1 protein-coding gene is annotated in these 753 nt (G+C 50.2%); it reads right to left on the bottom strand.

What is annotated here, in order from left to right:
- Positions 1-699, bottom strand: a 699-nt coding sequence (locus ACOCD2_RS23605; RefSeq protein ID WP_294031991.1) for an SLAC1 anion channel family protein, incomplete at its 3' end; no start/stop codon positions are given.
- Positions 700-753: the final 54 nt, after the last annotated feature.

A 753-nucleotide genomic window follows, 5' to 3' on the forward strand; every position in this document is an offset into this window, starting at 1 on the left:
CGTTCGGAGGCCTACTTTGTTTTCCCTCTGGCGCAAGGCACGCCGGGAAAACAGTGCGGCCTCGCGGCTACTGGGGTCTACCAGCCTTCGCTTCGCTCTCCATGGCTGGCAGCGGTTGAAAATAATGGTAAACAGCACGATCCAGAACACCATGCCGATACTGAAGAAGAACCACGAAATTTCATGATAGCCCAGGGGGGAACCTGCGATGGGAATAAGGACGTTGCCTACCACGGGGATGAACCAGGCCGGATTGATGTGATGTATTTCGAAATGCTCATGATGAATCCAAACGCGCATGACATACAGCGTGATGACAAAATGCAATATCACCCCGGTCAGCCATAATCCGTGGGCGAGGGGTTCACTCAAGGGCAGCAGCGCAATGGAGATCAGCAACAGACTGATGGATATGGCCGGGAAAAAGTTGAGCTTGACCGGGTTGTGCAATTCTGCGTTTACCGCCTGCCGGTAACGCACCATTTTCAGGGAGTAGAACAGCAGCAGGGTTACGAATGTTGCAACGGTAAGAGGTGCAAGCAGTTGTCCGAAAACAGCGGGCAGATTCAACACCTGACCGGCTTTTTGCCAGGCAATGGTCAAGCCTGCCATTCCCATGATCATGGAAAAAAACGATACAGGAAAATGTTTGAGCCTGGATGCATTCATGTGTTGAGCCTCAATGGCTGATAAAAACATAGTGAAATACTAGGTAATTAAGCAGTGTCAGGCATTGAAAAATATCAATAGCAG

The organism is Thiolapillus sp., assembly GCF_048562965.1.
GTDB classification, from domain to species: domain Bacteria; phylum Pseudomonadota; class Gammaproteobacteria; order Chromatiales; family Chromatiaceae; genus Thiolapillus; species Thiolapillus brandeum_A.